Source organism: Plastoroseomonas hellenica (assembly GCF_018129085.1).
Classification (GTDB): domain Bacteria; phylum Pseudomonadota; class Alphaproteobacteria; order Acetobacterales; family Acetobacteraceae; genus Plastoroseomonas; species Plastoroseomonas hellenica.
Genome location: NZ_JAAGBB010000070.1, coordinates 1 through 26,829, shown reverse-complemented (window position 1 = coordinate 26,829; position 26,829 = coordinate 1). Strand labels below are relative to the sequence as shown.

Here is a 26,829-nt window from a genome sequence, read left to right as displayed (position 1 = left end):
GTGGCGGGTGCCGTCGTCCCGGCCGCCGGCGCGGTGGTGGCAGCCCCGGACAGGCAGCTCCGCATGAAGGTCTGGCGGGCGGCGCCGGCGAGGCTCTGGGTGCCGGCCTGGGCGTTGCAGTCGCGCATCCGCTGCTGCTGCCGCTGGGCCGGCGTGGCCGCGGCTTCGGGTGCGGCCGCGGCAGGCGCCGCCGTCTGCCCGGACAGGCAGCTCTGCATGAAGGTGCGGCGCGCGGCGGCGGCGAGGTTCTGGGTAGCCGCTTGGGCGTTGCAGTCGCGCATCCGCTGCTGCTGGGCCTGCTGCGCCGGGGTCGCCTGGCGCCGCGCGGCGGGGGCGGCGGGCGTCGCCGGGGTGGCTGGGGTCGCCGGTGTGGCGGCGGGGGCAGGGGTGGCGGGCGCCGTCGTCTGCGCCAGGCCCGGGAGGGCGAGGCTGGTCAGCACCGTGGCGAGCGTCAGGATTCTTGGAAGCATGGATTGTCTCCGTTTTATGCAGCACCGGGCCCCGGCTGCCCGCACCACGGGCGCAGCCTGCCCGCGCTGTTACATCGGCGTCCAGTGACCTCTTCGCGGGAAGGCCTCGGCGGTCCACCCTGCCGTCCGACAGGGCTGCAAGGGAACGAGCGGATGACGACCGAGGATACCAGCGCCATGGAAGCGGCGATCGACCGGTGGAACGGCATCGCGGCACCGAACCAGGCGGCACGCGCCGGCCTCGCCGATCACCTGGCGCTGATCACGGCCTTCGAAGCGCTGCGCGGCATGCTCGGCTTCGAGGACGAGCCTGCCTCTTTCGAAGCCGCGCTCCGTGCCGAGCAGGAGAAGGCGTGATGTCCGCCATTGCCGAGCTCTCCATGACCGACCTCGCCGGTGCCATCGCGCGGGGTGAAGTGACCGCGCTCGCCGCGGCCGAGGCCTGCATCGCGCGCATCGATGCCAAGGATAAGGCGCTCAACGCCTTCATCCGGCTGGACCGGGCCGAGGCGCTGGAAGCGGCCCGTGCGGCGGACCGCAAGCGCGCCTCCGGCGGGGCGCTCGGCCCGCTGCACGGGGTGCCGATGGCGCATAAGGACATGTATTACCGGGAGGGCCGGGTCTCGACCTGCGGGTCGAAGATCCGGCGCGATTTCGTGCCCAAGGTCACCGCGACCGTGCTGGAACGGCTGGACGCCGCCGGCGCCATCGATCTCGGCACGCTCAACATGGCCGAGTTCGCGCAGAACCCAACCGGGCACAACGCGCATTTCGGCGATGCCCACAATCCCTGGAACCCGCCCTATTGCACCGGCGGTTCCTCCTCCGGCTCCGGCGTCGCGGTGGCATCGCGCATGGTCTATGCGGCGCTCGGCTCCGACACCGGCGGCTCGATCCGGCTGCCCGCGACCATCTGCGGCGTTACCGGCATCAAGGGCACCCAGACCCGCGTCAGCCGTGCCGGCGTGATGCCGCTCTCCTTCTCCATGGACAATGTCGGGCCGCTGACCCGCACCGCCCGCGATGCCGCACGCTTCATGGCGGTGATCGCCGGCCAGGACCCCAAGGATCCGACCAGCGCGCCGGAGCCGGTGCCGGACTACGAGGCCGCGCTCACCGGCGATATCCGCGGCCTGCGCATCGCGGTGCCGCAGGAATGGTTCTTCGACGGCGCCGATGACGTGGTCGTCACCGCGTTCGAAGCGGCGCTCGATGTCCTGAAGGCGCGCGGCGCGGTCGTGGAGCGCATCTCGGCGCCCTCGCTCGGCCCGGTCTGCACCGCCGTCGCGGTGGTGAGCCGGGTGGAAGGCGCCACGATCCACGCGAACTGGATGCGGGAACGCGCCGGGGACTACGCAGTCCATCTCTCGGCGCGCCTCTTCGGTGGCTACGCCCTGCCGGCGAACTACTATCTGGAGGCGCTGTCGCTGCGCGGCCCGCTGCTGCGGCGCTTCTGCGCCGAGGCACTCGGCGGCTACGACATCGTCGCGACGCCGACCCTGCGCACCCGGGTGCCGACGCTGGCCGAGACGGACGTCGATGCCGATCCGGCGAACTGGCAGCGCTTCATGGCGGTCTCGGCGAATACCCGGCCGTTCAACTATCTCGGCCTGCCGACGATCTCGCTGCCCTGCGGCTTCGACGACCGCGGTCTGCCGATCGGGCTGCAACTCGCCGGCCGGCCCTTCGCGGAGGGGCGGGTCCTGCAGGTGGCGGATGCCTATCAGCGTGAGACGGACTGGCACGCGCGGGTACCGGGTTAAGCGGAGCGCCGCGCTGCCCTGCGTCAACGACGCAGGGCAGCGCGGAACTCGTCCTTGTCGAGCAGCGCGTCCACCGCCTGGTTCATGGAGAGCAGTGCTGAGTCCCGGATTTCCTGCGCCATGATGGGCATTCCGGCAAGGCTCATGGCTGAGCCTTCGATATTCTGGATGCGATGGCGATCCCGCCAGATCTCCCGCCCAGTTGCGCGCTCTGACAGAACCAAACTGAAGTCCGCCGTCCCCTCGGTGCGGCCATAGCGGCTGACATCGAGCTGATGCATCGTGATGGCCAGGATGTATGGCGCCTGCGCCTCATCGGCGGCGAGTAGACCGCGCAGCCTGAGGCCGTCAGCGAAGGCCCGCGCGACGACCTCCCCAACCGGCTGATCAGAGGACATCTCAAGAAAAGTGCCGCCAAGGCCGCCCACCTGGCGGCCGATCCAGTTTGCGCGCTCCCGGCCGATGACGCGGTCGTTCACGGCGGGTGAGCGCACCGCCACCAGTGGAGCGTTGCCCATCGTGACCGCGCTGACGGTCTGACTGTACTGGAGCGTCACCGGAGCTGGCCGATGAGGGTCCCGGGAGCAAGCTGAGAGAGGAAGTGCGAAGCATACTGCAAGAAGCGGCAGGCTTGGACGCATGGTGAATTTCCGACTCCAGGTTTTCCCGATCCGAAACGAAACCGGCGGCCCTGGCAACGCTCCAGCAGTTAAGAAGGGGCGACTGCTTCCTACCGCCCCGCCAATTGCCGGTTCTCCAGCCGGCTCAGCAGCCGCACCACCGGCCAGAGCAGGATGAAGTAGGCGACGGCCGCCGCCACGATCGGCGTCGCGTTGTAGGTCACGCTCTGCGCCTGGCGCGCCTGGAACAATAGCTCCGGCAGGGCCACGACGCTGGCGATGGAGGTAAGCTTCACCACCTCCAGCGTATTGGAGACGAGGTCCGGCAGCACGTTCCGCACCGCCTGCGGCAGCACGATCAGGCTGAGCGCCTGCCAGCGCGTGAGGCCGGTGGAACGCGCCGCCTCGACCTGGCCGCGCGGGATGCTCTCGATGCCGGCCCGCAGGATCTCGCCGTAATAGGCGCCGGTGTTGAGGAAGAAGCCGAGCGCCACGGCGCCGAAGGCGCCCATCTCGAGGCCGGCGAAGGGCAGACCGGCATAGATGAAGACCAGCAGCACCAGCGGCGGCAGCGCCCGGAACAGGTCGGTCCAGACCCGAAGTGGCCAGCGCACCCAGGCGCTGTGCACGGTCGAGAGCAGCGCCAGGATGATGCCGCCCAAGATGCCGAGCGGCACCACGATGACCGAGAGCAGCAGCGTCTGCCACAGCCCCTGCCAGAGGATGGGCGCCGCTTCGCGGGCGATCTCGATATTGAGGAAGGCTTCGACGAAGTCCTGCATGGTCAGCGCTTCCACGCGAAGCGCGTCTCGATCCAGCGGCCGAGGATCACGACGGGCAGGAAGAGGATCAGATAGGCGAGGGCGCCCAACGTCAGCGGCGAGGGGTTGAAGGAGAAGGAGACGCCGGCCTGCGCCGCGCCCAGGATCTCCGGCACCGCGACCACGGAGGCGAGGGCGGTGCCCTTGGTGATGGCGATGGTGCGGCTGGTCAGCGGCGGGATGGTCATGCGCAGCGCCTGCGGCAGCACCACGGCGCCGAGGGTCGGGAGGAAGCCGATCCCGGTGGAGCGTGCCGCTTCCCATTGCCCCTTCGGCACCGCGGTGATGCCGGCCCAGTAGACCTCCTCCGCGAAGGCCATCAGCACGAGCGAGAGCGCCAGCCAGGCGGCGCCGAAGCCCGAAAGCTCCATGCCCATCGCCGGCAGCCCGAAATAGAGCAGCACGATGATGACCAGCGGCGGCAGCGCGCGGAACAGGTCGACCACGAAGATGATCAGCCAGTTCAGCGGCCGGATGCCGAGCGCGCGCACCACCGCGAGCAGCAGTCCCGCGATGAGCCCGGTCGCCACGATGCAGAGCGCCAGCACCACGGTCAGGAAGAAGCCGTCCACGATCTTGGGGAGCTGATCCGCCATGACGCGCAGATTGAAGAAGGAATCGAGGAAGCGGTCCCAGTTGCTCACGCGCGGCGCACCTTCAATGCCGTTCTATCTGGCGGATGAAGGCGCGGGTGCGCTCGTGCTGCGGGTCGCCGAAGATCTGGCCGGGCGGTCCTTCCTCGAGCTTCATGCCATCGGCCATGAAGACGACGCGATCGGCGGCGGCGCGGGCGAAGCCCATCTCGTGGCTGACCACGACCATGGTCATGCCGTCCTCGCGCAACTCCCGCATCGCCTGCAGCACGCCGCCCACCAGTTCCGGATCGAGCGCGCTGGTCGGCTCGTCGAACAGCATCACGCGGGGTTCGAGCGCGATGGCGCGGGCGATGGCGACCCGCTGCTGCTGGCCGCCGGAGAGCTGGCCCGGGTAGTGGTCGGCCCGATCCGCCAGATGCACCCGCGCCAGCGCCGCCTGGGCCCGTTGCTCGGCCTCCGCGCGGCCCTGCTTCAGCACCTTGCGCAGCGCGAGTGCCACATTCCCGAGCGCCGTCATGTGCGGATAGAGGTTGAAGGACTGGAACACCATGCCGATGCGCTGGCGCGCGCGGTTGATGTCCGTCCGCTTGTCCAGCATATCGATGCCGTCCACCAGGATGGAGCCGGACGTCGGCTCCTCCAGGCGGTTCAGGCAGCGCAACAGGGTGGATTTGCCGGAGCCGGACGGGCCGATCACGAAGACCAGCTCCCTCTCGGCGACGGTCAAGTCCACGCCTTTCAGGACATGCAGCGGGCCGAAGTGCTTGTGGATGGCACGCGCATCGACGATATCAGCCATCAGCTGCAGCGCGGCTCGTGCGGGGTCGGGTCGTAGCCGGGCAGGTCCGGGGGGCCATAGCCCGGGAAGACGATGTTCTCGGCCTGGTCATCGCCCGGCCGGCTGCCGAACCAGCGCTCCGACAGGCGTGCGACGGTGCCGTCGCGCTTCATGCATTCGATGACCTCCTCCACCTGATTGCGCAGCGCGGCGCTGTCGCGGCGGAAGGGCGTGCCCCAGTGGAAGCGGGTGCCCGGCAGCACGAAATCGGCAATGAATTGCGGCGTGCGGGATGCTGAGTAGCGCACCACCGTGTTGCCGGAGAGGTTCGCATAGGCACGGCCCTGGATGACCGCCTGCACCGCGTCCGGCTGGGTGTCGAAGGCGAGCAGCGTCAGGTTCAGGCGCTCGGCATTGTTGCGCACCCAGGCTTCGTAGGGCGTGCCCTTGTTCACGCTGATCGCCTTGCCGCGCAGATCCTCTTCGGAGCGGATCGGCGGCGTGCCGCGGCGGATGCCGAATTGCAGTTCGGTCCAGATATAGCCCTCGGTGAACAGCAGGTTCTCCGCGCGCTCCCGCGTGACCGTCGTCGGTGCGCAGAGGAAGTCGTAGCGGCCGGCATTCAGCGCCGGAATGAGACCGCCGAAGGAGGCGCTCTCGATGGTGATCTCGCGGCCCATGCGGCGGGCGACTTCTCGGAACAGATCGATCTGGAAGCCCTGCACGCCGCCGCTGAGGCTCGGGAAGGCGTGCGGGGCGAAGGTGCCGTCCACGCCGCAGCGCAGCGGCGGCTGGGCCTGGGCGCGCGCGTCCGGGACGGCGAGCCCCAGCAGCGGTGTGGCAAGGAGGGCGGCGGCGATCAGCCTGCGCATGGCGAGTGGCTCCCTTGGGGATCTTGGTTCGGGCGCGGACACTCCCACCGCCCGTGCTGGCTGGCAACCGGCCCTTGCGCGGATGAAATGCGCCGCTTGTCCTGCATTGCCCGCATGGCGAGCACGCATTGCCCGCATCCTGTGCCTTGTTCTTGCCAAAGCGGGGCCGTTCGGCTGCCCAAGCCTTCGGGTTCTATGAGGACATGCCAGAGGGGCTTCCTGCCATGACACGTTTCGCCCTCGGCCTCGTGGTCACGGGGCTACTGTTGAACCTGCTGCTGGTCGTGCTGCTGCTCGGGGACACGCTGCTGCCGCTGAAGCTGTCGCTTTCGGCCGCGGCCGCACTCGCAGCCGCCGGCGGGCTGGCGCTGACCGTAGGGCTCGCACTGGTCGAGCCCCGCCAGCCGCACCGCGGCGTCTAGAAGGCGAACGCCTCCGGGCGATGCCGCCCTACGGCGCCTCGCTCCGGAACCTCTCCGGGTAGAGCGCCGCCAGCCCAGCCTCGGAGGCCGCGCAGCGGCCCCGTTCGGTGATGAGACCGGTCACCAGCCGGGCCGGCGTGACGTCGAAGGCGGGGTTGGCCGCGGCGCTGCCCTCCGCCGCCACCCGGATGGTCTCGATCCGCCCATCCACCGTGCGGCCGGTCAGGTCGGTGACCTCGGACCCGGAGCGCTCCTCGATCGGGATCTCCCGCACGCCGTCCGAGACGCTGGTGTCCAGCGTCGAATGCGGCAGCGCGACCCAGAAGGGCACGCCATTGTCGCGCGCCGCGAGGGCTTTCAGATAGGTGCCGATCTTGTTCGCGGCATCGCCTTGCCGCGTCACGCGGTCGGTGCCGACGATGCAGAGATCGACCTGGCCGTGCTGCATCAGGTGCCCGCCGGCATTGTCGGCGATGACGGTGTGCGGCACGCCATGCCGGCCGAGCTCCCAGGCGGTCAGCGCCGCGCCCTGGTTGCGCGGGCGGGTCTCATCCACCCAGACATGCACGGGGATGCCGGCGTCATGGGCCATGTAGATCGGGGCCAGCGCCGTGCCCCAGTCGACGGTCGCGATCCAGCCGGCATTGCAATGGGTCAGCAGGTTCACGCGGTCCTTGCGGGACGCGACCTCCTCCAGCAGCGGCAGGCCATGCATGCCGATCAGCCGGCAGGTCTCGGCATCGTCGTCGCAGATCGCCGCCGCCTCGGCATAGGCGCGCGCCACGCGCTGCTCGTCGGGCAGGTTGTCGAGCGCCGCCGCCATGCGCTCCAGTGCCCAGCGCAGGTTGATCGCGGTCGGACGCGTTCCGCCCAGCATCGCGACCGCCTGCCGCAGCCTGGCGGCCGAAGCATCGGTCCTGAGTGCCAGCGCCACGCCATAGGCGGCGACCGCGCCGATCAGCGGCGCGCCGCGCACCTGCATGCTGCGGATGGCCTGGGCCACCTCGGTCTCATCGGTCAGGCGCAGGATCTCGACCGCCCAGGGCAGTCGCGTCTGGTCGAAGATGCGCACCGACCAGCCATCCTCCGGATCGACCCAGACGCTGCGATAGGAGACGCCATCGATCTTCATGCCGCGGCCACGGCCTCGATCTCCAGGAGCCAGCGCGCGTCGAAGATGCCGGTGACGATGACGGTCAGCGCCGGCTGATGCGCACCGAGCACCTCCTGCCGCACCGCGCGATTCGCCATCGCGTCCTCGCGGCGGGCCAGGAAGATCGTCACCTTGACCAGGTTCGCGACCTCGAGGCCGGCGGCTTCGAGCTGCGCCAGCACATTGGCCCAGGCCTGGCGCGCCTGGGCCTCGAAGCCCTCCGGCAGATGGCCGGCGGCATCCTCCGGCACCTGGCCGGAGATGAAGAGCAGGCGGGTGGCCCCGCTCACCTCCAGCGCTTGGGCATAGGGGCTTTGCGGCTTCGGCGCCTTCGGCGAAGCGATGATCCGGCTTTCCATGGGATGTCCTCAGCAAGTGGCGCGTCCGATTCGGACCTCCGGGCCTTTCGGCCCCGCGGTCATCGGACGCTCAGATGCGCTGATGCAGCGCGCAGACCAGGGTGAAGAGGCGCCGCGCGGTCTCGAAATCCACCGCCACGCGCCCGCGCAGCCGCTCGACCAGCAGCTCGGCGCCTTCGTTGTGCAGCCCGCGGCGGCCCATGTCGATGGCCTGGACGCGCGCCTCGCCATGGTTCTCCATGACCGCGCGCTCATGGCTCTCGACCACCATGTGGTAGTCCTTGATGAGGCGCCGGAAGGGGCCGAGCGCCAGCACGATCGCATGGATCGGCGCGTCCTCGGCGTCGCGGATGTCGAAGACCAGGCGCCCCTCACGCACCGAGAGCGCCAGCCCCCAGGGGCCGGCGCCCATCTCACGCGGCGCGAAGCGGTTGGCGGCGAGCAGATCCGCCACCGCCTGGCGGCGATCCGCCTCCGCATAGGCGGAGGGCAGCGGGGTCTCGTCCGGCAGGGTGATCCTCACCAGGTCCCGCTGCTCGGCCGGACGGCGCGGCGGCGCCTGTTGCGCCATCGCCCGTTCAGGCATCGGGGCGCGGCACCGGTCGCGGCGTCTCCCGGACGGTGGCGGCGACCAATTCCTCGTTCACGCCCAGCCGATACATCCAGCCGACCGTGGCACCCTTGATCGGGCGCAGCGCGGCCATGCTGAGCAGGGTGAAGAGCGGCAGCCACACCGCCATGTGCAGCCACATTGCCGGCTGGTAGGCCTTTTCGATCCAGAACACGAAGGGCACCAGCAGATGCCCGACCAGGAAGATCGTGAAATAGGGCGGCGCGTCATCGGCCCTGAGTTCGCCGAACGGCGTGTGGCAGACGCTGCATTCGCTGAGGACCTTGAGGTAGCCGTCGAAGATCCGCCCCTCCCCGCAATGCGGGCAGCGGTTGCGGGCACCGCGCGCCAGCACGGTGCCGAAGCTCGGCACGGCGGCGTTGGCGGCGGGCAGGGCGCGGACGGGTTCCCAGCGCATGATGGCGTTCTTCCTCGGCGCTTCGCCGGATGGCCCGGATCGTGGCCTCGGCGATTATGGTCTCAGTGATTGCTGCGCTGCAAAAAATTGTGGGCGCGGGCGCATCAAACAAGGGCGAGCCACCAGGATCAAGCATTTCGGGCTCCGCTCGGCTTGCCAGCCTTGGGCGGTGCTGGGAGGATTGACTGCATGGGCACCCCGGACCGCGACCGCATCCTCGTCGTCAATCCCAACAGCAGCGCGAGCTGCACGGCCGGAATCGCGGCCTCCCTGGCGCGTTTCGCGGCGCCGGGGATGCCGCGCATCGACGTCGTGTCACTGCCCTCGGGACCGCCGGCCATCGTGACCTGGCGGGACTGGTATGCGGTGGCCGAACCGCTCTGCCGGGTCATCGAGCGGGAGGTGGCGGCCGCCTATGTCATCGCCTGCGTCTCCGATCCCGGAATCGAGGCGGCCCGGATCGCGACCGACAAGCCGGTCTTCGGCTGTCTGCGCTCCGCCATCGCCGCCGCTATGGCGCGGGCCGAGCGCTTCGGCATCATCGGCTTCACGGACAAATCCCGCCCCCGACACCGCCGCGCCCTGCAGGCGATGGGGGTGGAGGCGCGGCATACCGGCACCGTCTCGCTCAACCTCGACATGGAGGTGCTGACCGATCCGGTGGCGCCCCGCGCCCGCCTCTGCGCCGCCGCGCGCGAGTTGGCCGATGGCGGCGCGGAGGTGGTGATCCTCGGCTGCGCCGGCATGGCCGGCCATCGCGCGGCGGCCGAGGATGCCGCCGGGGTGCCGGTGATCGAGCCCTGCCAGGCCGCCGCATCCCAGGCGCTGCTCGCGGTGCTGGCGGCGCAGTGAAGGCCGGGCCGCGCGCGGCGGTCGCCGGCCTCGCGGCGTCGCGCATCCGCGACGTCGCGGAGGCCGGGCGCGGGATCGATGGCCTCATTCCGCTCTGGTTCGGTGAGCCCGATGTGGTGACGCCCGGCTTCATCCGGGACGCCGCCAAGCGCGGCCTGGACGAGGGCCGCACCTTCTACACGCCGAACCTCGGCACCGACCCGCTGCGCCAGGCGATCGCACACTACCTTGGCCGCCTCGGGCGGCCGGTCGATGCCGGCCGGGTCTGCGTGACCGCCTCCGGCGTCAATGCGCTGATGCTGATCGGCCAGGCGCTGCTCGGGCCCGGCGACCGGATCGTGATCCCGCAGCCGGTCTGGCCGAACATGGAAGGCATCGCCCGCGTGCTGGGGGCGGAGGTCGCGCCGGTGCCGCTGCGGCTCACGAACGGGCGCTGGTCGCTGGACCTCGACGCCCTCTTCGCGGCGGTGACGCCGGCGACCCGGCTGCTGCTGCTGAACGCCCCCGGCAACCCGACCGGCTGGATGCTGACCGAGCCCGAGCAGCGCGCCATCCTCGAGCATTGCCGCCGCACCGGCACCTGGATCCTGGCCGACGACGTCTATGACCGGCTGACCTTCGACCTGCCGGCAGCGCCATCCTTCCTCTCGATCGCGACGCCGGAGGACCGGGTCGTCTCGGTGAACTCCTTCTCGAAATCCTGGGCGATGACCGGCTGGCGGCTGGGCTGGATCGTCGCCCCACCGGCGCTCATGGACGCCCTGGCCAAGCTCACCGAGTTCAACATGTCCTCGGTGCCGGGCTTCGTGCAGCAGGCCGGCATCGCGGCGCTGGAGGAGGGCGAGGGCTTCGTCGCGGAGACCGTCGCGCGCTATCGCCGCGCCCGCGACCTCGCGCAGGGCATGCTGGCTGATGTTCCCGGCCTGACGGTGCCGGTGCCGGATGGTGCCACGTACCTGTTCCTGCAGATCGAAGGCTGCACCGACAGCCTGGCGCTGGCGAAGTCGCTGCTGCGGTCCGCCCGCGTCGGCCTCGCACCCGGCAGTGCCTTCGGCCTGGGTGGGGAGGGGCATCTCAGGCTCTGCTTCGCACAGTCGGAGCCGCTGCTCGCGGAAGCCTGCACCCGCCTTGCGCAGGCGCTGCTTCACCGCTGAACCCGGCTGCGCCATGCTGCACCTGCAGCATCAGCGGACCGACGCCATGAGCGATCCTCTCTCCCGCCCCGCCTTCGACACCGCCATGGCGCGGGCGGGCATCGTCCTGACGGAAGCGGAGGCCGAGGGCATCCGCGCCGCCACCGCCCATGCCGCCCGCTTCGCCGCCGCGGTGCGCGTCGATCGACCTGTCGCGCATGAGCCCGCCACCACCTTTGCCCCGCAGGAGCCGAAGCGGTGACCACGCCGACCATCGCCGAAGCCGCCCGCCTCTTCGCCGCGAAGACATTGTCCCCGCGCGAGCTGGTGCGGGACTGCCTGGACCGCGCGGAGCGCCTGAACCCGGTGATCCACGCCTTCATCCGCTTCACGCGCGAAGCCGCCCTGGCCGCGGCGGCGGAGAGCGAGACACGCTGGATGAAGGGCGCGCAGCGCGGGCCGCTGGACGGCATCCCGATCGCGCACAAGGACATCTACGAGACGGCGGGCGTGGTCACCACCGGCCATTCCCGCGTGCTGCTGCACCATGTGCCGCAGGAGGATGCGGCGACCGTGCGGCAATGGAAGGCCGCCGGTGCGGTGTCGCTGGGGAAGCTCGCGACCCATGAATTCGCCTGGGGCGGGCCGTCCTTCGATCTGCCCTGGCCGCCGGCCCGCAATCCCTGGGACATCACCCGCTTCACCGGCGGTTCGTCGTCCGGCACCGGCGCCGCGGTCGCGGCGGGGGTGATCCTGGGCGGCACCGGGTCTGATACCGGCGGCTCGATCCGGATGCCGGCGGCGCTCTGCGGCACCGCCGGCATCAAGCCGACCTACGGGCTCTGCTCGCGCGCCGGCGTGCTGCCGCTGGCGCAGAGCCTCGATACCACCGGGCCGCTCGCCTGGACGGTGGAGGACTGCGCGCTGCTGCTGCAGGCGATGGCCGGGCATGATCCGGCCGATCCCTCCTCCGCCGACCGCCCGGCGCCCGATCTGCTGGGCGGACTCCGCGATGGGGTGAAGGGGTTGCGCATCGGGGTCATCCGCCATTTCCACGAGACCGACATGCCGGTCAGCCCCGGCATGCAGACGGCGATCGACACCGCTGCCGCGGCGCTGCGCGAGGCCGGCGCCGAGGTCGGCGAGGCGAGCCTGCCGTCGCTGCAGGCGTTCAATGCCGCCGGCTGGGTCATCCTGGCCGCCGAGGCCTATGCGGTGCACGAGCCCTGGCTGCGCACGCGCTACCGCGACTATGGCGAGTTCCTGCGCGAGCGCCTGGCCGTCGCCGCGACCTTGTCGGCCGCCGACTACATCCAGGCGCAGCGGCGACGGCGGGAACTGGCGGATGCCGTCGGGGAACAGATGCGGCATTTCGACATCCTGCTGACCGCCGGCAGTCCCGGCGAGGCGCGGCCGATCGAACAGATGACGAAATGGGCCAGCTTCGAGGGGCCGAACTTCACCATCCCCTTCAACCTGACCGGCCAGCCCGGCGTCGTGGTGACGGCGGGCTTCGGCCAGGGCGGGCTGCCGCTCGGCATCCAGATCATCGGGCGGCCCTTCGAGGATGCGATGGCGCTGCGCGTCGGGCATGCGCTGGAGACGGTGCTCGGGCTGCGCGGGCAGAGACCGAAACTGCCCGCGTGACGGCCATCCCGGGGCAGGAGCCTGCCCCGGGCGCGGCATGGCCTGAAGGCGCGGGGCTTCGTTCTGCCCCCAGATTCACGCCTCCCGGCGCTTCCGCCCCAGGGCGATCTGCTCTAAGCCCCGCCGATCATGCCCTTTCCGACGTTGCACCCGCTGCTCGCCGCCGCGCTATCCGAACGCGGCTATGCCGAACCCACCCCCGTCCAGGACGCCGTCCTGGCGGCGGAGGCGGGGCGCGACCTGCTGGTCTCGGCGCAGACCGGGTCCGGCAAGACGGTGGCCTTCGGGCTGGCGATGGCACCCGAGCTGATCGGGGACGCGCCACGCCTGCCGCATACCCGCACGCCCCAGGCGCTCGCCGTGGCACCGACGCGGGAGCTGGCCCTGCAAGTGGCGCGCGAGCTCGCCTGGCTCTACGGCCCGGCTGGCGCGCGGATCGCGACCTGTGTCGGCGGCATGGATATCCGGCGCGAGATCCGCGTGCTGCAGCAGGGCGCCCATATCGTGGTCGGTACGCCGGGCCGCCTCTGCGACCACCTGGAACGCGGCAGCCTCGATGCCTCGGCGATCCGCACGGTGGTGCTGGACGAGGCGGACGAGATGCTCGACCTCGGCTTCCGGGAGGAGTTGCAGACCATCCTGTCGGCGGCGCCGGAGACGCGGCGCAGCCTGCTGTTCTCCGCGACCATGCCACGGGCCATCCAGGACCTCGCGCGGCGCTTCCAGAAGGATGCGCTCCGCATCGAGGTGGGCGGCGAGGCCGGCGGCCATGCCGATATCGAGCACCGCGCCATCCTCTGCGCGCCGAACGAGATGGAGAAGGCGATCGTCAACCTGCTGCGCTGGTTCGAGGCGCGGGGTGCGATGGTCTTCTGCAACACGCGGGAGAGCGTGAACCGCCTGCATGGCAACCTGCAGGAGCGCGGCTTCGCGGTGGTGGCACTCTCGGGCGAGCTGTCGCAGAACGAGCGGAACCGCGCGCTGCAGGCGTTGCGCGACGCGCGGGCGCGGGTCTGCGTCGCGACCGATGTGGCGGCGCGCGGCATCGACCTGCCGGATCTCGGCCTCGTCATCCATGCCGAGCTGCCGCGCGACCCGGAGATCCTGCAGCACCGCTCCGGGCGCACCGGCCGGGCCGGGCGGAAAGGCGTCTCGGCCCTGCTGGTGCCGTTCCCGGCGCGCCGCCGCGCCGAGCGGCTGATCCAGTCGGCGCGGATCGAGCCGAGCTGGTCGGGCGCACCGGCAGCGGCCGAGGTGCGCACCCGCGACGAGGCGCGGCTGATGGAAGACCCGGTGCTGGTCGAGGAACCGGGGGAGGACGATCTGGCGCTCGGCCGCAAGATGATCGAGGCGCGGGGCGCCGAGGCGGTGGCCGCGGCTTTCGCCCGCATGGCCCGTGCCCGGCTGCCGGAGCCCGAGGATCTGTCGGAGATCACGCCACAGCGCCCGCCGCCGGTGCGGGAGCGTGAGCGGGCGGGGCCGCATGCCGCGGGTGAGCGCGCGCCGCCGCATGCCACACGTGAACGCGCGCCGCCGCGCGATGCGGTGAGCGGCGGGGCCTGGTTCCGGATGGCGATCGGGCGCGCCGGCAATGCCGACCCGAAATGGATGATCCCCTATCTCTGCCGGCGCTTCGGCATCACCAAGCCGGACATCGGCACCATCCGCATCATGGGCCGTGAGACCCAGGTGGAGATCGCGCCAGGTGCCACCGGCCGGGTGATGGACGGGCTGCGCGGGCCGCAGCGGCCGGATGACATCCGCATGGCGCCGCTCGCCGAGCACGCGCCACCGCCGCGGCGGCGCGGATGACGCATCGGCTGGTCCCCGCGCTGGTCAATGGCCGCTCGGGTGATCCGGCCCTGCTGCTCGACCTGCCACAACAGGGCAGGGCGATGCTGTTCGATGCCGGCGACCTGGCGGCGCTCGACGGGCGGGCGCTGCTGCGGGTGACGCATCTTTTCCTCAGCCACGCGCATATGGATCACCTGATCGGCTTCGATCGGCTGCTGCGCGTGAACGTCGGACGACAGGCCCGGATCGCGGTGTTCGGGCCGCCGGGAACCATCACGCGCATCGGGCACAAGCTGCGCGGCTACGAGTGGGACCTGGTGGACCGCATCGTGCCGGTGCTGAGCTTCGAGGTTTTCGAGCTGCATGCGGATGACGTGCTGCGCGGCGCCCGGTTCGCGCTGCAAAGGGGTTTTGAGCCGGAACCGCTGGCGGAGGCTTCCGCATCGGGCGGCGTGCTGCTGGACGAACCCGGCATCCGCGTGCGGGCGGCGCTGCTGGCGCATCACGGCCCGGTGCTTGGCTTCCGGGCTGAGGAGGGCATGCAGGCGACGGTGCGGGCCGAGGTCATCGCCGCGCGCGGCTGGCGGACTGGCCCCTGGGTGACGGCACTGAAAGGCGCCGTGCTGGCCGGCGCGGCGGAGGTGGAGACGCCCGGCGGTCGGATGCCGCTGTCGAAGCTGCGCGACGTGGTGGTGACGGCGCCTGGGCGCGCGATCGGCTACGTGACGGATGTGGCCGACACGCCCGCCAACCGCCTGGCGATCGCGGCGCTCGTCCAGGATGTCGAACTGCTGTTCATCGAAGCACCCTTCCTTGCCGCCGAGGCGGAGCGGGCTTTGGAACGCGGCCATTTGACCGCAAGGGCTGCCGGCGAGATCGCGCGGGCGGCGGGCGTCGGCGCGGTGGAGCCGTTCCATTTCTCTCCGCGCCACATCGCAGCCGAGGTGCTGGCCGAGATCGCGGCCGCCTTCAGCCCGCCCGGCCCGGCAGCGCCTCGGCCGTCATGACGAATTCGTCCAGGTCGGGGATCGCCGTCAGGACGATCATCTCGGCCGGGGCGTGACTGGGGCTGCGCGGTGTCATGCCGTGCAGTGCTTCGGTCTTCCAGGCGTCGCGGCGCCAATCCTCGAGGGGAACGAGCGTGCGCAGGCCGCGGCGGGCCGGCCGCCGGATCGCGGCGCCCAGATTGAACGGGCTCAGCCTGACATGCGGCGCATAGGCGGCGGCCAGCCGCCGGGCATCCAGCCGCCGGGCATCCAGCCGCAGCAGGATCTGGTCGCGTTTCGCCAGGGCCCTCGCGTGCCGCTGGACGCGCGCTTCGTCCAGCCAGAAGAAGACGCAGCCATTCAGGAGGTCATACCAGTCATCCGGTGACAGCGCGTCGTCGAGGCAGCGCGCCAGGGCCGCTGGGGGCATGGGCCTCTGGTCGCGGATCACCCGGCCATCGGGCAGGATAAGGGTCTCCTGCCGCCATCCGCATGCCGCCGGCAGGCCATTGGCCTCCAGCAGGTCACGCGCGCTTCTCAATCCTTCGCGGCGCAGATGCGCCCAGTTCGCGCCTTCGACGATGTGAAAGGCGACCTCAGGCAGGTCGCGCCGCGTCGCCTCTCCTTTGCGGTCGCGTGCGATGGCCTGCCCGGCGTCGGGCATCAGCTATTCGGGCCGCGGTCCATCGCATAGGGTTGCCAGCGTCGCAGCGGGCTCCCGGGCAGCACGATCGGGTTCACGCAACTCATCGGCCAGCGGCCGGAGAGCACCAGAGCCAGTTCCTGTCCCACGCGCCGCTTGCGAGCGGGATCGAAGCGGGCGGAGGCGGAGGCGTTGTGGGGCGAGAGGATGACGTGCGGCATGCGCAGCAGCGGGTTCTCCTGATTCGGCGGTTCGATCTGGAAGACATCGAGCCCGGCCCCGGCGATCCACTTCTCCTCCAGCGCCTTGATCAGCGCGGGCTCGTCCACGGTCGGGCCGCGGCCGGTGTTGATGAAGATCGCTGTCTTCTTCATCTGGCGGAAGTGCTTCTCGGTCAGCATGCCCTGCGCCTCCGGCGTCGCCGGGACGTGCATCGAGACGAAGTCGCTGGTGGAGAGCACCTCGGAGAGGCTGGCCGGCTCCACGCCGTAGTCGGACAGCACGATCTCCTGGATGAAGGGGTCATAGGCCTTCATGTGCAGGCCGAAGGCGCGGGCGCGCTTCGCGACCTGGCGCGCGACGCGGCCGAAGGAGATGAAGCCGAGCGTCATCCCCATCAGGCGCGGAACCTGCAGGAGCTGCGGCCGGCCTTCCTTCCAGCGGCTCTCGCGCACCATGCGGTCCTGCTCGATGGCGCGGCGATGCGTCGCCAGCAGCAGCATCATCGCATGGTCGGCGACTTCCTCGATGAAGGTGTCGGGGCAGTTGGTGACGGGGATGCCGCGCAGGGTGGCAGCCGTGACATCGACGGAATCGACCCCGACGGAGCCGAGCGAGATGACCTTGCACTTCTCCAGTGCGTCGATCATCGGCTTGGTGAACTGCATGCCCTTGGCATAGACGGCGTCCGCATCGCGGGCCGCGGCCAGGAAGCCCGCTTCGGTCGCCGGGCACTCGACGATCTCGGCGTCCATGTTCTGGAGCGCCTCCATCTCGTAGTCATAACCGCCACCGGCGGTCGTGAATGACGCGCCCGCCGGCGTCAGGATCTTGTACTTCGCCACGTCTTCGCTCCCCTATGCACCCGGCATGGTCGTTGGCACGATCATGCCTCCTCAAACCTGTCGTGCAAAGAGCACGGCATTCGCATGACGCCGCGCACCCGCAGCGCCCATCGGCGCTCGGCACGCGTGAAATGCGTGCCGCGTCGCTAGCGCTTCGGCGGCCTTGCCAGGACCGCGGCCTCGTTCACATCGGCGCCCCAGCCCGGGGCGGTCGGCAGCACGAATTCGCCATTCTCGATCTGCGGCACGGCGGTGACGAACTCGTCGCGCCACGGGCAACTGTCGATGTCGATCTCCATGATGCGGAAATTCGGGATCGAGGCGCAGAAATGCGCGCTGATGAAGGAGCAGAGATGGCCGTAGAAATTGTGCGGGGCGCAGTTCACCTCATAGGCGTCGCACATGGCGGCGATCTTCACGCTCTCGCCGATCCCGTTCCAGGGCACGTCGACGATCGCGACATCGGTCGCGTATTGCTCCAGATAGGGTTTGAAATCGCGCCGCCCATGCAGCGTCTCGCAGGAGGCGATGGGACAGGGGGCGGCGCCGCGGATCAAGGCCAGGGAGGCCGGGTCGTGGGTGTCGACCTCAAGCCAGGTGAGGCCGATCGGCGCCACCGCATCGGCGACCCGCAGATAGCCTTCGGTCTTGAAGTGGAAATTGGTGTCGAGCATCACGCCCATCTCGGGCCCGACGGCATCCCGGATCACCTGGAGCTGGTCCACCAGCCCGTCCATCAGCGCATTGTCCCAGTTCAGCTCCGGCCAGCCGCCGGTGCGGCCGAAGCCGGGGTTGAAGGGCGTCAGCACGCCGTCGCGCAGCGGGAAGATATTGGTCTTGAGGCAGCGGAAGCCGGCGGCCTTCACCTCCGCCGCATGCTTCGCCAGCGCGTCATAGTCCATCATGTCAGGCAGAAAGCCCTTGCCGCGATGCATGATGCGGTAGGTCGAGAAATGCGACCAGTAGACCGGGATGCGCTCCCGCACCGGGCCGCCGAAGAGCGCGTGGACGGGCTTCCCCGCTTCCTTGCCGCGGATGTCGAGGAGCGCGTTCTCGATCGCCGCGATCGCCTGCTGGTTCAGGCCGCCCCGCGATTGCCGCGTGAGCACATGCAGCTTGGCGACGATCGCTTCGGAGCGCCTGGGATCCATGCCGGTGATCGCAGGCGCCAGGGCGCGAATGACGTCGGACAGGCCTCGCGAGCCGAAATCCTCATTGTATTCCGACCAGCCGGTGATGCCGCAGGCGGTGGTGATCTTGAGGAAGGAGAAGGTCCGCCAAGCGGCATCCGCGATCAGCGGCTCGATGCGCTCGATCTTCACGCTGTCACTCCTTCACCGCACCGGTCATGGAGGAGACGTAGTAGTCGACGAAGAAGGAATAGAAGATCGCGACCGGCAGCGAGCCCAGCAGGCTGCCTGCCATCAGCGCTCCCCATTGGTAGACGTCGCCGGTCACCAGCTCGGTCAGGATCGCGACCGGGACGGTCTTGTTCTCCGAGGATTGGATGAAGGCCAGTGCGTAGATGAACTCGTTCCAGGACAGTGTGAAGGAGAAGATGCCGGCGCTGATCAGCCCGGGCACCGCGAGGGGCAGGGTAATCTGGCGCAGGATCTGCAGCCGGGTCGCGCCGTCGATCAGCGCGCATTCCTCGAGCTCGTAGGGGATCGACTTGAAGTAGCCGATCAGCAGCCAGGTGCAGAAGGGAATGAGGAAGGTCGGATAGGTCAGGATCAGCGCGAAGGGCGTGTCGAACAGCCCGAGCTGATGCACCATCGCCGCCAGCGGGATGAACTGGATCGACGGCGGCACCAGGTAGGCGAGGTAGATCGCGAGTCCGACATACTGGCTGCCCTTGAAGCGCAGCCGCTGGATTGCATAGGCCGCGAGGGTGGAGGACAGCAGCGACAGGAAGGTCGAGCAGACGGCGACCAACATCGTGGTCATCAGCCATTTGGGATAGGCCGTCTCGAACAGCAGCTTGTGGATGTGGTTGAGCGTCGGCGAGCTGATCCAGAAGGGGTTGTGCGCGCGGAAATCATAGAGCTCCGCGTCCGGTTTGAAGGCCGTCACCGTCATCCAGTAGAACGGGAACAGCAGGATCAGCACGAAGCAGGCGAGCGGCAGCCAGAGCATCACCATGCGGCGTGCGCGGCTGTCCCAGGCCATGTGCTCCGGCTGTGCGGAGGCCGCATTGGCGGCCGCGCTGGAACCCGCGGTGGCGGCGGCGTCAGTCATTGCCTTCTCCCTGCTGCCATTTCCGCCGGGCGAGGGCGAAGTAGCTGAAGAGCGTTGCGAAAACGAGGAAGGGGATCATCGACACCGCGATCGCCGCACCTTCGCCGAGCTGCCCGCCGGGGATGCCGCGCTGGAAGGCCAGCGTCGCGAGCAGGTGGGTGGAGTTCACCGGCCCGCCGCGGGTGATCGCGTAGACGAGCTGGAAGTCGCTGAAGGTGAAGATGATCGAGAAGGTCATGACGATCGCCAGGATCGGCAGCAGCATCGGGAAGGTGATGAAGCGGAAGCGCTGCCAGGCGCTGGAGCCGTCGAGCAGTGCCGCCTCGTAGAGCGAGGGCGAGATGGTCTGCAGACCGGCCAGCAGAGAAATCGCGACGAAGGGGATGCCGCGCCAGACATTGGCCGCGATCAGCGACCAGCGCGCAGGCCAGGCGCTGCCGATGAAGTCGATATTGGTGGTCCGCCATCCCAGTACTTCTACGAAGACGTAGGAGATGATCGAGAATTGCGGGTCGTAGATCCACCAGAAGGCAATGGCCGAGAGCACCGTCGGCACGATCCAGGGCAGCAGGATGATCGCGCGCAGCAGGCTCTTGAACGGCAGATGCTGGTTCAGCAGCAGCGCGAGCCAGAGGCCAAGCCCGAACTTCAGCACGGTCGCGACCGCGGTGTAGAACACGCTGTAGAACACCGCGTTCCACCAGAGCGGATCGCTCAGCAGGTACTCGAAATTCTCGAGGCCGACCCAGACGCCGCGCCGGCCGATGGTGGTGTCGGTGAAGGCGAGGAAGATGCCGAGGCCGAGCGGATAGGTCAGGAAGGTCATCAGCAGACCGACCGCCGGCAACAGGCAGAGCACGATGAGCAGCGGCTTGTAGTCGAAGAGCCGCGCGATCCAGGATGGGTCGCGGCGGGTCTTCAGCCAGTCGGCGGCAGTGGTGGCGGACATCGGTGGCCTCCATGAGGCGGCGCCGGCGGCGCCGCCCCGGATGATCGGATCAGCGCCGGCGGAAGATGCGCTGGGCGCGGCGCTCGGCCTCACGTGCCGCCTGCTCGGGCGTCGCCTGGCCGGAGGCAACCGAGGCACACATCTGCACCATGATGTATTCCGCGTTGGCCTGCGCGGAGGCCTCGCTGATCGGGCCTTTGTAGCCGATCCAGTACGGGTTCTTCATGGTGTCGCGGAAGATCGAAACCTTCGGGTCGCTGTTCCACACCGCGCTCTGGCCATAGGCCTCGAGCGGCTGCGCCCAATAGCCGAGGTTCGCCTGCAGCCAGGGGTCGTATTGCTCGCGCTCCAGCAGGAATTGCAGCAGCGCCTTGGAGGCGTTCGGGAAGCGGCTATGCTTGAACACCATGGCGTTCAGCGTCAGCCCCGCCATCGGGGAGCTGGATGCGAGGCCCTTCGGCAGCAGCATATGTTCGCTGTCCTCGGCGATGGCGCGCGTCGCCGGATCGTTCTTCAGCGCGAAGTAGAGCGAGACACCATTCGCCGTCAGCCAGCACTCGTTGGAAGCATAGGCGCGGTTGTTGCTGACATCGCCCCAGGAGAGGGTGCCCGGGATGAAGGTGGCGTAGAGGTCCTTCAGATAGGTCAGCGCGGCGACGGTCTCGCGGCTGTTGACGCCGACGCTGCCATCCTCGTTCACCAGGAAGCCGTTATGCGACCAGACGACCCAGTTGGCGAAGCCGTTGCCATCGCCGACCGCGTTGCCGAGCGCGAAGCCCGCCGGCTTGCCCGCCTGCTTCAGCTTGCGGCAGAGGTCGAGATAGCCGGCGTGGTCCTCCGGTGGGCGTTCGAAGCCCACGGCATTGACCGCGGATTTGCGCCAGACCAGCGGGCCGCCGGAGGCGCCGAAGGGCAGGCCGATCCAGTTGTTCGTGCCGTGGCGCTTGCCGTATTTCTGCGCGAGCGCGAGCCAGCCGCCGTAGCGCTTGCCGATGTATTCGGCGACATCGGTCAGCTCGACCAGCTTGTCGACATAGACGTGCGGCGATTCATTGAAGCCGATGATGAGGTCGGGGCCGGCGCCGGTGTTCGCGGTCACCGCGGTCTGCTGGGTGATGTCTTCCCAGCCGACGAAATCGACGCGCACCTCGACGCCGGTCTGCTGCGTGAAGCGGGCGCAGTTGGCGCGGAAGGTATCCTCGTCCGGCTGCACGAAACGCACCGGGCGCAGCATGCGCAATGTCGCGCCGCGCTCGATCGGCAGGTTCGGGGCCGTCGCATCGGCGACCGGGATGGCGCTGGCCTGGGCCTGGGCCTTCTCCGCCATGGCCATCGCCGCGATCGCCGCGGCCGAGAGGCCGAGCGTCTTGCGGCGGGTGAACTTCGTCATGTCGCTTCTCCCTCATCTGTGCCGCTGCGGGTTGGCCCCGCATGCGGCCGGTTCGATCAGATTCGTTCGCCGGTGCCCTTGTCGAAGAGATGCACGAGTGCCGGTTCCGGCGTGATGTTCAGCACCTCGCCATGGCGGGCGGAGACGCGTTCGCGGAAAGCGCCGGTCAGCGGCGTGCCGCCGACCCGCATCATCACCTGGGTCTCGGAGCCGGTCGGCTCCACCACCTGCACGGTCGCGGCGATGCCCTGGGGGTCGAGGCGGAGATGCTCGGGCCGCACACCATAGACCACCGGGCCGGGCGCTGCCTTCGATCCGGGGGGCAGCGGCCAGGCGGTGCCGTCCTCAGTATGGAAGGCGCCGTCGCGGATCTCGCCCTCGATCAGGTTCATCGCCGGACTGCCGATGAAGCCCGCGACGAAGAGGTTGGCCGGGGTGTCATAGAGCTCCAGCGGCGGGCCGGCCTGGCGGATATAGCCGTGCTCCATCACCACGATCTTGTCGGCCATCGTCATCGCCTCGATCTGGTCGTGGGTGACGTAGACGGTCGTGACCTTCAGGCGCTGGTGCAGCTCCTTGATCTCGCTGCGCATCTGCACGCGGAGCTTGGCGTCGAGGTTGGACAGCGGCTCGTCGAACAGGAAGACCTGCGGGTTGCGCACGATGGCGCGGCCCATGGCGACGCGCTGGCGCTGGCCGCCCGAGAGCTGGCGCGGGAAGCGCTGCAGCAGGGTTTCGAGGCCCAGGATCTTGGCGGCACGCCCGACCTCCTGCTCCATGACCGCGCGCGGCGCCTTCGCGAGCTTCATGGAGAAAGCCATGTTGTCGAAGACGGTCATGTGCGGATAGAGCGCGTAGTTCTGGAACACCATGGCGATGTCCCGGTCCTTCGGCGGCACCGTGTTCACCACGCGCCCGCCGATCGCGATCTCACCGCCCGAGATATTCTCAAGACCGGCCAGCATCCGCAGCAGGGTGGACTTGCCGCAGCCCGATGGCCCGACGAGCACGACGAATTCGCCGTCCGCGATATCGACGCTGACGCCGTGCAGCACCTGCACGCTGCCAAATCGCTTGCGGACGTCCCGGATGCCGACAGTTGCCATACGTTTCCCCCAGCGAGGCGCGGACACCGTCTTGTGCGGGGCCTCATGCGCGCATCGCGTATCTTGTCGTCGAAACTAGGCATGGCCGGCGCAGGCTGGCAACCTTGATGAACGCCTTAGCAAAACGAAGCCTACGACCTCCTGGGAGAGACGATGATGCCCTTGCCCGAAGCCCTGCGCGGCCGCCTCGCGATCCCCGCCGTCGCCGCGCCGCAGTTCCTGGTCTCCGGCCCCGACCTGGTCGTCGAGACCTGCAAGGCCGGGCTGCTCGGCACATTTCCGGCGCTGAACCAGCGCAGCAACGAGGGTTACGAGAGCTGGCTCGCGGAGATCCGGGAGCGGATCGGCAACGCGCCGGCGCCGTTCGGCGTCAACCTCATCGTCCACAAGTCGAATGCCCGGCTGGAGCAGGATCTGGCGACCACGGTCAGGCACCGGGTGCCGCTGGTGATCACCTCGCTCGGCGCGGTCAGCGAACTGGTGCAGGAAGTGCATAGCTATGGCGGGCTGGTGTTCCACGACGTCATCAACCTGCGCCATGCGCAAAAAGCGGCCGAGGCGGGCGTCGACGGGCTGATCGCGGTGACGGCGGGCGCCGGCGGCCATGCCGGCCTGCTCAATCCCTTCGCCTTCCTGACCGAGCTGCGCAGCTTCTTCGATGGCACGCTGCTGCTCGCCGGCGCCTTGTCGACCGGGCGCCATATCGCGGCCGCCCGCCTGGCGGGCGCCGACCTCGCCTATCTCGGCACCCGCTTCATCGCAACCAGGGAGAGCATGGCGGGGGAGGAGTACAAGCAGATGATCCTCGCCAGCAGCGCCAAGGACATCGTCTATACGGATGCGATCAGCGGGGTGAAAGGCAGCTTCCTGCGCGCCTCGATCGAGAATGCGGGTCTCGATCCCGACAACCTGCCCGCCAAGGCGGAGATCCATGTCGGCAATACCGAGAAGCGGGCCTGGAAGAACATCTGGTCGGCGGGGCAGGGGGTGGGCGCCATTGCGGACGTGCCGTCGGCGGCGGAGCTCTGCGCGCGGCTCATCGCCGAATACCGTGCTGCCGCCGCGGAAGCCGCCGCCTATTGACCGGCCATCGCCAGCATCGATGGGGTATCGCGCAGCTCCTCGATGGTGGCGTCGTCCAGAATCGCGGCGGTCGCGTCGCGCACCTGGCGCATCAACCGCCGGATCGCGCAGGCCTCCGGGTCGGCGCAATCCGAGCATGGCCGGTAGGCGGTGAGGCTGGCGCAAGGGATCAGCGCCAGCGGCCCGTCGACGATGCGGATGACGGTGCCGAGCCGGATCGTCGCCGGCGCCATCGCCAGCGCATAGCCGCCCGCCTTGCCGCGGGTGCTGCGCAGCACGCCCCCGCGCCTGAGCTCCAGCAGGATCGCCTCCAGGAACTTGTGCGGCGCACGGGCGCGCTCCGCGACCTGCGGAATCGGCAGGGGGCCTTCGGACTGAGCGTCCGCCAGCACGACCAGCGCGCGAAGCGCGTATTTCGCCTTCTGGGTCAGCATCCGCGATTCGAATACACTTGCTTGGCTTGGCCGCCAAGCGAGGCGGGGGCATGCTCCCCGGCATGACCGCGACCCCGCTCTTCCCCCGCGCCGCCTTCGAGATCCCCGAGGGTGCGGCGCATGTCTGCGCCGGCGGCGAGCCGCCTTTCCTGCTGCGCCATGCGGAGGCCTTCGCGGCCTATGCGCGGGACAAGGGCCTGGGCGCGCCGGGCCGCACCGCGCAGGAGGCGGAGGTGCTGCGGGTGCGCCGGCTGCTGGCCGGACGCTGGGGCTGCGAGATCGATGACATCGGCTTCGTCTCCTCGGTTGCGGAAGGCGTCTCCATGCTGGCCGAGAGCCTCGACTGGCAACCGGGCGACAATGTGGTGTTCGAGCCCAACGAATATCCATCCGTCGTCGCGCCCTTCCTGTTCCACCCCGTCCCGGAGGTGCGCCTGGTTTCAATCGAGCGGATGGCGGAACAGGTGGATGGCAGGACCCGGCTGATCGGCGTCAGCGCCGCCTCCTACCTCAATGGCGCCTGCCCCGACCTGGTGGCGCTGCGGGCGCTGGCCGACAGCGTCGGCGCCATGCTGGTGGTGGACTTCACCCAGGCGTCGGGCTGGATGCCGATCCGCGCCGAGATCGCCGACTTCGCCTTCGCGGCCAGTTACAAATGGCATCTCGGCACCACCGGCATCGCGACCGCCTATTGGAACCGGGCACGGCAGCCGGGCTGGGCGCCGCGCACCGCCGGCTGGCACTCGATCGCGCCGGGGACCGGCCGGCTCGACTACACCTCCGGCTTCGGGCTGCTGCCGGATGCCATGCGGTTCTGCCGCGGCAACCCCGCGCATCTGCCGCTCTATGTGTTGGGCTCGGCGCTGGATTTCCTTGGGCAATGGGACACGGCGGCGGTGGAGCGCCATGTGCACGGCCTGACCACCGCGCTGCTCGCCCGCCTCACCGAAGCGGGCATCCCGAGCACCACGCCGCCTGATCCGCGGCGGCATGGCGCCAGCGTTTGCATGGAGAGCCCGCGGGCCGCTTCCATCGTGACGGCGCTCGGGGAGAAGAATGTGCTCGCCTGGAACGGGCGCGGGCGGATCCGCTTCAGCTTTCATGGCTACAACGCGATGGATGATGTCGATCGCATCATGGACGCACTGATCCCGGCCTGGGGGTGACGCAGGACACAGCGGCGAGGTATTCTCCCCCTAAGATCAAGGAGCCGCCGTGATGCCGCATGACGGGCATGACCACAGCCATGAATCGCCGCCGGACGGCTGGAAGCACACCGGCGTCCGGGTGATCCCGGGCGACAGCCTCGACGTGAACACGGCGCAGACGCCGGGGATGAACCGCGCCGCCGCGATCAACCTGGCGCGGGTCGGCGCGCAGAAGATCTGGGCCGGCACCGTGCATATCCACGCCAATGCCAAGACCGGTGCCCATCATCATGGCGCCCTGGAAAGCGTGATTTACATCGTCAAGGGCCGCGCCCGGATGCGCTGGGGCGAGAAGCTGGAATTCGTGGCCGAGGCCGGCCCCGGCGACTTCATCTTCGTGCCGCCCTATGTCCCCCACCAGGAGATCAATGCCAGCACCGACGAGACGCTGGAATGCGTGCTGGTGCGCTCGGACAACGAGGCGGTGGTGGTGAACCTCGACATCGAGCCGGTCGAGAAGCCCGAGGAAGTGCCGTGGATCGATCCGATCCACAAGGCCAAGACCTGACCATCCCCCGGCACCAAGAATGACCATCGGGATCGAGTTGGGCCTCGCCGCTGGCGGCGTGCCCGCGCGCATGGACCTGGAGGAACTGCTCGCCACGCGCCTGCTGGTCCAGGGCAATTCCGGCTCGGGCAAGTCGCATCTGCTGCGCCGCCTGATGGAGCAGTCGGCACCCTGGGTGCAGCAGGCGGTGATCGATCCCGAGGGTGATTTCGTCTCCCTGGCATCGCGCTTCGGCCATGTGGTGATCGACGCCGCCGAGCACTCGGAAGCAACGTTGCAGCGCGCGGCGGAGCGCGTGCGGCGGCATCGCGTCTCGGTCGTGCTCGACCTCGAGGGGCTGGAGGTGGAGCGCCAGCTTCGCCATGCCGCCGCCTTCCTGGGCGGATTGTTCGAGGCGGAGCGCGATGCCTGGAACCCGATGCTGGTGGTGGTCGACGAAGCGCAGCTCTTCGCCCCGGCGGCCGGCGGAGAGGTGCCGGACGAGGCGCGGCGCGCAGCACTCGGCGCCATGACCAACCTGATGTGCCGCGGTCGCAAGCGAGGCCTCGCCGGCATCATCGCGACCCAGCGCCTGGCGAAGCTCGCCAAGAACGTCGCGGCGGAAGCCTCCAACTTCCTGATGGGGCGCACCTTCCTCGACATCGACATGCAGCGCGCCGCCGAGCTTCTCGGCATGGAGCGCCGGCAGGCGGAGCAGTTCCGAGACCTGGAGCGCGGGCATTTCGTGGCGCTCGGTCCCGCGATCTCGCGCCGGCCGCTGGCGCTTCGCATCGGCACGGTCGAGACCGAAAGCCGCGGCGCCGGTCCTGCCCTGGCACCGCTGCCGGCGCCGGGCCCCGAGGAAGCCCGCGCGCTGATCCTCGATGGCGTCGCCGAGGAGGCGGCACGTCCGGCGCCGCGCCGCGCGCCCCC

31 protein-coding genes are annotated in these 26,829 nt (G+C 69.5%); 13 read left to right on the top strand and 18 right to left on the bottom strand.

The window, feature by feature from the left end:
- Positions 1 to 470 (bottom strand): PsiF family protein (locus GXW71_RS31125; protein ID WP_211856978.1); only part of this gene is annotated, 470 nt, incomplete at its 3' end.
- A gap of 153 nt (positions 471 to 623) precedes the next feature.
- Here GXW71_RS31125 and GXW71_RS31120 point away from each other — a divergent pair.
- Both GXW71_RS31120 and GXW71_RS31115 read left to right on the top strand, forming a co-directional pair.
- Entirely contained in the window at positions 624 to 827 is a 204-nt protein-coding gene (locus GXW71_RS31120) for a hypothetical protein (protein ID WP_211856976.1), read from the top strand.
- A complete protein-coding gene (locus tag GXW71_RS31115; protein WP_211856974.1) occupies positions 827 to 2,233 on the top strand; it encodes an amidase in 1,407 nt (468 codons plus the stop codon). Before GXW71_RS31120 ends, GXW71_RS31115 begins: the two co-directional genes overlap by 1 nt.
- 23 nt (positions 2,234 to 2,256) lie before the next feature.
- Here the strand turns inward: GXW71_RS31115 and GXW71_RS31110 are convergent, their stop codons facing one another.
- The 5 genes from GXW71_RS31110 to GXW71_RS31090 all read right to left on the bottom strand — a co-directional run bounded on the left by GXW71_RS31110 (position 2,257) and on the right by GXW71_RS31090 (position 5,920).
- Positions 2,257 to 2,790 (bottom strand): hypothetical protein, encoded by a 534-nt coding sequence (locus GXW71_RS31110; RefSeq protein ID WP_211856972.1) that lies wholly within the window; start codon positions 2,788 to 2,790, stop codon positions 2,257 to 2,259.
- Between the two features lie 173 nt (positions 2,791 to 2,963).
- Positions 2,964 to 3,635, bottom strand: coding sequence for an amino acid ABC transporter permease (locus GXW71_RS31105; RefSeq protein ID WP_211856970.1), 672 nt, complete (start codon positions 3,633 to 3,635; stop codon positions 2,964 to 2,966).
- 2 nt (positions 3,636 to 3,637) lie between these two features.
- The gene (locus tag GXW71_RS31100; protein ID WP_211856968.1) at positions 3,638 to 4,318 is read right to left on the bottom strand and encodes an amino acid ABC transporter permease; all 681 of its coding nucleotides are present in this window, start codon (positions 4,316 to 4,318) and stop codon (positions 3,638 to 3,640) included.
- A 13-nt stretch (positions 4,319 to 4,331) separates the two neighbouring features.
- Positions 4,332 to 5,069 (bottom strand): amino acid ABC transporter ATP-binding protein, encoded by a 738-nt coding sequence (locus GXW71_RS31095; protein WP_211856966.1) that lies wholly within the window; start codon positions 5,067 to 5,069, stop codon positions 4,332 to 4,334.
- Positions 5,069 to 5,920, bottom strand: coding sequence for a transporter substrate-binding domain-containing protein (locus GXW71_RS31090; RefSeq protein WP_211856964.1), 852 nt, complete (start codon positions 5,918 to 5,920; stop codon positions 5,069 to 5,071). Before GXW71_RS31090 ends, GXW71_RS31095 begins: the two co-directional genes overlap by 1 nt.
- A gap of 224 nt (positions 5,921 to 6,144) precedes the next feature.
- Between GXW71_RS31090 and GXW71_RS31085 the strand changes: the two genes are divergently transcribed.
- Positions 6,145 to 6,342 (top strand): hypothetical protein, encoded by a 198-nt coding sequence (locus GXW71_RS31085; RefSeq protein ID WP_211856962.1) that lies wholly within the window; start codon positions 6,145 to 6,147, stop codon positions 6,340 to 6,342.
- A 28-nt stretch (positions 6,343 to 6,370) separates the two neighbouring features.
- On the opposite strand, the gene mtnA is transcribed toward GXW71_RS31085, so the two are convergent.
- From mtnA to GXW71_RS31065, 4 genes are all read right to left on the bottom strand, one after another.
- Complete coding sequence (gene mtnA / locus GXW71_RS31080; RefSeq protein WP_211856960.1) at positions 6,371 to 7,474, bottom strand: S-methyl-5-thioribose-1-phosphate isomerase; 1,104 nt, start codon at positions 7,472 to 7,474, stop codon at positions 6,371 to 6,373.
- Positions 7,471 to 7,854, bottom strand: a complete 384-nt coding sequence (locus GXW71_RS31075; RefSeq protein WP_211856958.1) for a RidA family protein — start codon at positions 7,852 to 7,854, stop codon at positions 7,471 to 7,473. The genes mtnA and GXW71_RS31075 overlap by 4 nt, the downstream gene beginning before the upstream one ends.
- A gap of 70 nt (positions 7,855 to 7,924) precedes the next feature.
- Positions 7,925 to 8,440 carry a UPF0262 family protein gene (locus GXW71_RS31070; protein WP_246527051.1) on the bottom strand — a complete coding sequence of 172 codons (516 nt, stop codon included), beginning with the start codon at positions 8,438 to 8,440 and terminating at the stop codon, positions 7,925 to 7,927.
- Positions 8,433 to 8,882 (bottom strand): DUF983 domain-containing protein, encoded by a 450-nt coding sequence (locus tag GXW71_RS31065; RefSeq protein WP_211856956.1) that lies wholly within the window; start codon positions 8,880 to 8,882, stop codon positions 8,433 to 8,435. The genes GXW71_RS31070 and GXW71_RS31065 overlap by 8 nt, the downstream gene beginning before the upstream one ends.
- Before the next feature lie 189 nt (positions 8,883 to 9,071).
- Here GXW71_RS31065 and GXW71_RS31060 point away from each other — a divergent pair, with 189 nt between their 5' ends.
- The 6 genes from GXW71_RS31060 (at position 9,072) to GXW71_RS31035 (ending at position 15,315) form a co-directional block, all read left to right on the top strand.
- Positions 9,072 to 9,734 carry an aspartate/glutamate racemase family protein gene (locus tag GXW71_RS31060; protein WP_211856954.1) on the top strand — a complete coding sequence of 221 codons (663 nt, stop codon included), beginning with the start codon at positions 9,072 to 9,074 and terminating at the stop codon, positions 9,732 to 9,734.
- Positions 9,731 to 10,888, top strand: a complete 1,158-nt coding sequence (locus GXW71_RS31055; protein WP_211856952.1) for a pyridoxal phosphate-dependent aminotransferase — start codon at positions 9,731 to 9,733, stop codon at positions 10,886 to 10,888. The genes GXW71_RS31060 and GXW71_RS31055 overlap by 4 nt, the downstream gene beginning before the upstream one ends.
- A 46-nt stretch (positions 10,889 to 10,934) precedes the next feature.
- The gene (locus GXW71_RS31050; RefSeq protein WP_211856950.1) at positions 10,935 to 11,129 is read left to right on the top strand and encodes a hypothetical protein; all 195 of its coding nucleotides are present in this window, start codon (positions 10,935 to 10,937) and stop codon (positions 11,127 to 11,129) included.
- On the top strand, positions 11,126 to 12,514 hold the full coding sequence (locus GXW71_RS31045) for an amidase (RefSeq protein WP_211856948.1): 1,389 nt from the start codon (positions 11,126 to 11,128) through the stop codon (positions 12,512 to 12,514). The genes GXW71_RS31050 and GXW71_RS31045 overlap by 4 nt, the downstream gene beginning before the upstream one ends.
- A gap of 129 nt (positions 12,515 to 12,643) precedes the next feature.
- Positions 12,644 to 14,326 (top strand): DEAD/DEAH box helicase, encoded by a 1,683-nt coding sequence (locus tag GXW71_RS31040; RefSeq protein WP_211856946.1) that lies wholly within the window; start codon positions 12,644 to 12,646, stop codon positions 14,324 to 14,326.
- Entirely contained in the window at positions 14,323 to 15,315 is a 993-nt protein-coding gene (locus tag GXW71_RS31035; protein ID WP_211856944.1) for an MBL fold metallo-hydrolase, read from the top strand. Before GXW71_RS31040 ends, GXW71_RS31035 begins: the two co-directional genes overlap by 4 nt.
- Here the strand turns inward: GXW71_RS31035 and GXW71_RS31030 are convergent.
- The 7 genes from GXW71_RS31030 to GXW71_RS31000 all read right to left on the bottom strand — a co-directional run bounded on the left by GXW71_RS31030 (position 15,278) and on the right by GXW71_RS31000 (position 22,684).
- On the bottom strand, positions 15,278 to 15,958 hold the full coding sequence (locus GXW71_RS31030) for a DUF7002 family protein (protein ID WP_211856942.1): 681 nt from the start codon (positions 15,956 to 15,958) through the stop codon (positions 15,278 to 15,280). The genes GXW71_RS31035 and GXW71_RS31030 overlap by 38 nt on opposite strands.
- Positions 15,958 to 17,001, bottom strand: coding sequence for a C-terminal binding protein (locus GXW71_RS31025; RefSeq protein WP_211856933.1), 1,044 nt, complete (start codon positions 16,999 to 17,001; stop codon positions 15,958 to 15,960). Before GXW71_RS31025 ends, GXW71_RS31030 begins: the two co-directional genes overlap by 1 nt.
- 146 nt (positions 17,002 to 17,147) lie before the next feature.
- Positions 17,148 to 18,323: a mandelate racemase/muconate lactonizing enzyme family protein gene (locus tag GXW71_RS31020; RefSeq protein WP_211856931.1), complete on the bottom strand. Its 1,176-nt coding sequence runs from the start codon at positions 18,321 to 18,323 to the stop codon at positions 17,148 to 17,150.
- Positions 18,324 to 18,327: 4 nt separating this feature from the next.
- Positions 18,328 to 19,239 (bottom strand): carbohydrate ABC transporter permease, encoded by a 912-nt coding sequence (locus GXW71_RS31015; protein WP_211856929.1) that lies wholly within the window; start codon positions 19,237 to 19,239, stop codon positions 18,328 to 18,330.
- Positions 19,232 to 20,188, bottom strand: a complete 957-nt coding sequence (locus GXW71_RS31010; RefSeq protein WP_211856927.1) for a carbohydrate ABC transporter permease — start codon at positions 20,186 to 20,188, stop codon at positions 19,232 to 19,234. The genes GXW71_RS31015 and GXW71_RS31010 overlap by 8 nt, the downstream gene beginning before the upstream one ends.
- 49 nt (positions 20,189 to 20,237) lie before the next feature.
- The gene (locus tag GXW71_RS31005) at positions 20,238 to 21,578 is read right to left on the bottom strand and encodes an ABC transporter substrate-binding protein (RefSeq protein WP_211856925.1); all 1,341 of its coding nucleotides are present in this window, start codon (positions 21,576 to 21,578) and stop codon (positions 20,238 to 20,240) included.
- Between the two features lie 56 nt (positions 21,579 to 21,634).
- Positions 21,635 to 22,684, bottom strand: coding sequence for an ABC transporter ATP-binding protein (locus GXW71_RS31000; protein ID WP_211856923.1), 1,050 nt, complete (start codon positions 22,682 to 22,684; stop codon positions 21,635 to 21,637).
- A 153-nt stretch (positions 22,685 to 22,837) separates the two neighbouring features.
- Here GXW71_RS31000 and GXW71_RS30995 point away from each other — a divergent pair, with 153 nt between their 5' ends.
- Complete coding sequence (locus tag GXW71_RS30995) at positions 22,838 to 23,767, top strand: NAD(P)H-dependent flavin oxidoreductase (RefSeq protein WP_367615972.1); 930 nt, start codon at positions 22,838 to 22,840, stop codon at positions 23,765 to 23,767.
- On the opposite strand, the gene GXW71_RS30990 is transcribed toward GXW71_RS30995, so the two are convergent.
- Entirely contained in the window at positions 23,761 to 24,201 is a 441-nt protein-coding gene (locus GXW71_RS30990; protein WP_211856921.1) for an RrF2 family transcriptional regulator, read from the bottom strand. The genes GXW71_RS30995 and GXW71_RS30990 overlap by 7 nt on opposite strands.
- Before the next feature lie 62 nt (positions 24,202 to 24,263).
- On the opposite strand from GXW71_RS30990, the gene GXW71_RS30985 reads away from it, so the two are divergent.
- The 3 genes from GXW71_RS30985 to GXW71_RS30975 form a co-directional block, all read left to right on the top strand.
- Positions 24,264 to 25,367, top strand: coding sequence for an aminotransferase class V-fold PLP-dependent enzyme (locus tag GXW71_RS30985; protein ID WP_211856919.1), 1,104 nt, complete (start codon positions 24,264 to 24,266; stop codon positions 25,365 to 25,367).
- Positions 25,368 to 25,419: 52 nt separating this feature from the next.
- Positions 25,420 to 25,917 (top strand): cupin domain-containing protein, encoded by a 498-nt coding sequence (locus tag GXW71_RS30980; protein ID WP_211856980.1) that lies wholly within the window; start codon positions 25,420 to 25,422, stop codon positions 25,915 to 25,917.
- A gap of 19 nt (positions 25,918 to 25,936) precedes the next feature.
- Positions 25,937 to 26,829 (top strand): ATP-binding protein (locus GXW71_RS30975; protein WP_211856917.1); only part of this gene is annotated, 893 nt, incomplete at its 3' end.